This is a genomic window from Promicromonospora kroppenstedtii DSM 19349 (genome assembly GCF_000515355.1).
GTDB lineage: Bacteria > Actinomycetota > Actinomycetes > Actinomycetales > Cellulomonadaceae > Promicromonospora > Promicromonospora kroppenstedtii.
Genome location: NZ_KI911634.1, coordinates 119,708 through 123,771, shown reverse-complemented (window position 1 = coordinate 123,771; position 4,064 = coordinate 119,708). Strand labels below are relative to the sequence as shown.

Sequence of the window (4,064 nt, the reverse complement as noted above, 5' to 3'; positions counted from 1 at the left end):
CGGCTGCGCGCCGAGGTCCTGGTTGGTCGCTTCCGCGAGCGCGTCGCGGGCGGCGCGCACCCAGGCCTCGCGGGGCACGTGCCGCAGGTCGGGCACGCCAGGGGCGAGGTCGTGGGTGGCGCGGTCGGGAGCGCGTTCGAGCCCAGGACCCGGAGCTGCCGGTCGATCCTGTCGGGACCTGGTCTCGACAGGCGCGACCGACGACGCCCCCGGAGGAGCCGCCGCCACCCGCGTCGCGGACCCGGTCCGCGCCTCCAGCACCCCCTTGCCCACCAGGTGCCCGTACGCCTCGGTGACCACCCAGCGGGAGATGCCGAGCGTGTCGGCGAGGGTGCGGCTGGGCGGCAGCGCCGTTCCGGGCGCGAGGCGGCCGGAGGCGATGTCGCCGACGATCGCCTGCTCCAGCCGCTGCCGCAGGGGACCGGGGCCGGGGACCGGCGCCAGCAGCACCTCGACGGCGGAATTGGTCTGGTCCGTGGCCATGGCATTGGACCGTAGCACCAGACCGATTCGCTCCTAGCGTGGTGGCTGCCGGACGGGCGACCGCCGGTACCCCGGACTTCGGAGGAGCTGACATGCAGTACCGCACGCTGGACAACGGGCACACGTCGTTCGAGGTGTCGACGCTGTGCCTGGGCACCATGTGGATGGGCACGCGGACCGACGAGGAGACGTCGTTCGCGATCCTGGACCGGTTCGTCGAGGCCGGGGGCACGTTCCTCGACACGGCGAACAACTACAACGACTGGGGCGAGGGCTACGGCCGCGACTCGGAGGACGTGCTGGGCCGCTGGCTGGCCGCGCGAGGCAACCGGGACGACCTGCGGATCGCGACCAAGCTGGGCGCGGCCAAGAAGGACCCCGCCCTGCCGCTGTCGAGCACACCGCCCACCAACTACCAGGGCCTGGCCGCCTCGACGGTCGACCGGGAGGCCCGCGAGAGCCTGCGCCACCTGGGCGTCGACCACATCGACGTGCTGTACGGGCACGTCGACGACCGGGAGACGCCGCTGGAGGAGACCGTCGGCGCGTTCGGCAAGCTGGTCGACGAGGGGATCGTCGGCATCCCGGGCATCTCGAACGTCGCGCTGTGGCGCGTCGTCGAGGCGCGGGAGGCCGCCGCACGCCTCGGGGTGGCGCCGTACGGGGCGGTGCAGCAGTGCCACAGCTACCTCTACCCGCGCCCACAGCCCATCCGGACCAACTGGGCCTCGCCCGAGCTGCTCGACTACGCCCGGTCCACCGGCGCCGACGGCCGGCCGGGGCTCACGGTGCTGGCGTACTCCCCGCTGCACCAGGGCGTGTTCACGCGGGACGACAAGCCCTTCTACGACGGCGCCGGCCACGCGGGTTCCCGCGCCCGGATCGCCGAGCTCCGGGCCGTGGCCGCCGAGCTCGGGGCGACGCCCAACCAGGTGGCCCTGGCGTGGCTGCTGGGCGGCGAGGTGCCGGTGGTCCCCGTGTTCGGGGCGAGCAGCGTGGCGCAGCTCGACGAGGCGCTCGGCGCGGCGGACCTGGTGCTGGACGACGAGGTACGGGCCCGGCTCGACGCCGCCTGACGCCGGGTCACCACCCGCCGCGGTGCACCACCTCGTCCAGGGGCTTGCGCCGGCGGCGGGTGGGCGAGCCCTTCGCGCCGCCGTCGGCCGGGTGCCCGACGGCGACGACCCCGGTGATCTCGTACTCGTCCGGGATGCCGAGCTCGGCCCGCACCGCCGGCACGTGCTCCGGCGGGACGCCGAAGAAGCAGGCACCCAGCCCCTCGTCGACAGCGGTCTGCAGCATCAGCAGCGACGCCATGCCGACGTCGACGTGCCAGAACGGGACCGGCCAGCGCGCCTCGTCGAGGTCCTCCCAGCCCTTGTCCGGCTCCGCGTAGCGCCGCAGGTAGGCGGCCTTGGACGCGAGCGCCAGCACGATCACGGGCGCGGTGCGCATCCCGGCGAGCCAGGCGCTCATGTCACGTTCCGAGCGCTCCGGGCCCTGCGGCGTGGACGCCGCCCAGAACCGGTCCCGGTCCCGGGCGGTGTCCAGCACCACGAACGCCCAGCCCTGGCTGAACCCGGCGCTCGGCGCTCGGACGGCGTTGCGGGTGATCCGGTCGACGGCGTCGGCGGCCACGGGCTCGTCGGCGAACTTTCGGTGCATCCGCCGCGTGCGTACGACGTCCTGAAACTCCATGGCGGCATTCTCCTCTGGCTTCTCCTCCGACGGCGGCGAACGTAGGCACAGTCGCACCATGGCCGCTCATGACGCGACGATGCCTACGTTCGGTCACCCACGAATCTGGTTGCCGGACGACGGTGCGCCCGCCAGCCTGGACAGCATGACTCTCCAGGCGATCGAGCAGGCGACGCTGCCGCACGGCAACTTCGAGGGGTATCTCCACGGTTCGGAGGTCTCGGTGATCTTCGAGCGGGTGGCCGAGGACGGCACCGGCCCCCGGCTGCACCGGCATCCCTACTCCGAGACGTTCGTGATCCGCTCCGGCCGGGCGCTGTTCACGGTGGACGGCAAGGAGTTCGAGGCCGTGGGCGGCCAGATCCTCGTGGTCGAGGCGATGGTGCCGCACAAGTTCCGCACCCTCGGCGCCGACCTCTACGAGGCCGTCCACATCCACGCGAACGACCGCTTCGAGACGGAGTGGCTGGAGTAGCCCCTACAGCCGGTCGGCGATGACCTCCAGCAGCGACTTGCCCTCGACGCCCATCAGGTCCAGCGCCTGGGTGCGGCAGGAGAAACCGTCGGCCAGGTAGGTGGTGCCGGGGGCGGCGTCCCGCAGGGCCGGCAGCAGCGCGTTCTCCGCCACCGCCACCGACGTCTCGTAGTGGCCCTTCTGCATGCCGAAGTTGCCGGCCAGGCCGCAGCAGCCCGCGAGCACCTCGATCTGCGCGCCGCCCTGCTCCAGCAGTGCCTGGTCCGCCGCGTACCCCATCACGGAGTGCTGGTGGCAGTGCGGCTGCACGACGGCGGAGACGTCGGCCAGCGAGGGCAGCTCCCACTCGTCGGGGGTGTCGTCCGAGGTCAGCAGCTCGGCCGCCGTCCGCGTCATGCGGGCGACGGCCTGCGCACGCGGGTCGTCCGGGAACAGGTCGAGCAGGTCGGACCGCAGCACCGCGGTGCACGAGGGCTCCAGGCCCATGATCGGGATCCCGTTCACCGCGTACGGGCCCAGCACCTCCAGGAGCTTCAGGAGCCGACGGCGGGCGCCGTCGAGCTGGCCCGTGGAGATCCAGGTCAGGCCGCAGCACGCCTGCTCGTCGGGCACGATGACGTCGAACCCGGCGGAGGTCAGCACCTTCAGCGCCGCCTGCGGCACGGTGGGCGAGAGCGCGTCGCTGAACGAGTCGGTCCACAGCACGACCTTGGGCTTGGTCGCGAGCCGCGCCGCCGTCCGGCCCTCCCGTCCGGGCCGGCCCGTGACCGGCAGTCCGGGAACGCCGTGGGTCGCGCCGCCGCGCGCCCACCACTGCCGGAACGGTACCTCGGCGAACTTGGGCATCGACCGACGGGTGTCCATGCCGCCCGCCCACAGCACGGCCTTGCCGATCCACCTCACGCCGAGCAGCGCGTTGACCAGCTCGGGGACGGCGCCCGCGAGCCGCGCCCAGCGCGGCAGCCAGCCGAGGGCGTAGTGGTCGACGGGCCGCAGCTTGCCGCGGTAGGTCCGGTACAGCACCTCCGACTTGTACTGCGCCATGTCGACGCCGGCGGGGCAGTCGCTGGAGCACGCCTTGCACGACAGGCACAGGTCGAGCGACTCGCGGACCTCGGGCGCCGACAGGCCGCCCACGAGGGTGCCGTTCACGGCCTCCTGCAGCACGCGGGCCCGCCCGCGGGTCACGTCCTTCTCGTCCTTGGTGGCCTGGTAGCTCGGACACATGAAGCCGCCGGCGGCCGAGTTGTCGGCCCGGCACTTGCCCACGCCCACGCAGCGGTGCACGGCCGTGGTCAGGTCGTTGTGGTCGTGCGCGAACGAGAAGCCCTCGTACCCGGCCTTGCGCCGGACGCCGTGCCCGGAGCCCTTGCCCGCCAGCGGCAGCTTCGTGCGCACGGGGGCCGCG

At 73.3% G+C, this 4,064-nt stretch carries 5 protein-coding genes; 2 read left to right on the top strand and 3 right to left on the bottom strand.

The genetic code is table 11. The annotated features are described in order from the left end of the window. Nucleotides 1–483 (bottom strand): GntR family transcriptional regulator (locus PROKR_RS07080; RefSeq protein ID WP_036961090.1); only part of this gene is annotated, 483 nt, incomplete at its 3' end. 92 nt (nucleotides 484–575) lie between these two features. Between PROKR_RS07080 and PROKR_RS07075 the strand changes: the two genes are divergently transcribed. Further along, nucleotides 576–1,559: an aldo/keto reductase gene (locus PROKR_RS07075; RefSeq protein ID WP_036961088.1), complete on the top strand. Its 984-nt coding sequence runs from the start codon at nucleotides 576–578 to the stop codon at nucleotides 1,557–1,559. A 7-nt stretch (nucleotides 1,560–1,566) separates the two neighbouring features. Here the strand turns inward: PROKR_RS07075 and PROKR_RS07070 are convergent, their stop codons facing one another. Then, nucleotides 1,567–2,181: a nitroreductase family protein gene (locus tag PROKR_RS07070; protein WP_036961085.1), complete on the bottom strand. Its 615-nt coding sequence runs from the start codon at nucleotides 2,179–2,181 to the stop codon at nucleotides 1,567–1,569. Between the two features lie 145 nt (nucleotides 2,182–2,326). Here PROKR_RS07070 and PROKR_RS07065 point away from each other — a divergent pair, with 145 nt between their 5' ends. After that, the gene (locus PROKR_RS07065) at nucleotides 2,327–2,656 is read left to right on the top strand and encodes a cupin domain-containing protein (RefSeq protein ID WP_051432755.1); all 330 of its coding nucleotides are present in this window, start codon (nucleotides 2,327–2,329) and stop codon (nucleotides 2,654–2,656) included. A 3-nt stretch (nucleotides 2,657–2,659) separates the two neighbouring features. Here PROKR_RS07065 and PROKR_RS07060 read toward each other — a convergent pair. After that, on the bottom strand, nucleotides 2,660–4,064 hold a 1,405-nt coding region (locus PROKR_RS07060), incomplete at its 5' end, for a (Fe-S)-binding protein (RefSeq protein WP_245605728.1).

Excerpts from the sequence above, each read along its gene's own strand:
- PROKR_RS07070 (WP_036961085.1), bottom strand. The coding sequence starts at position 2,181 with ATGGAGTTTCAGGACGTCGTACGCACGCGGCGGATGCACCGAAAGTTC.
- PROKR_RS07065 (WP_051432755.1), top strand. The coding sequence starts at position 2,327 with ATGACTCTCCAGGCGATCGAGCAGGCGACGCTGCCGCACGGCAACTTC.
- PROKR_RS07075 (WP_036961088.1), top strand. The coding sequence starts at position 576 with ATGCAGTACCGCACGCTGGACAACGGGCACACGTCGTTCGAGGTGTCG.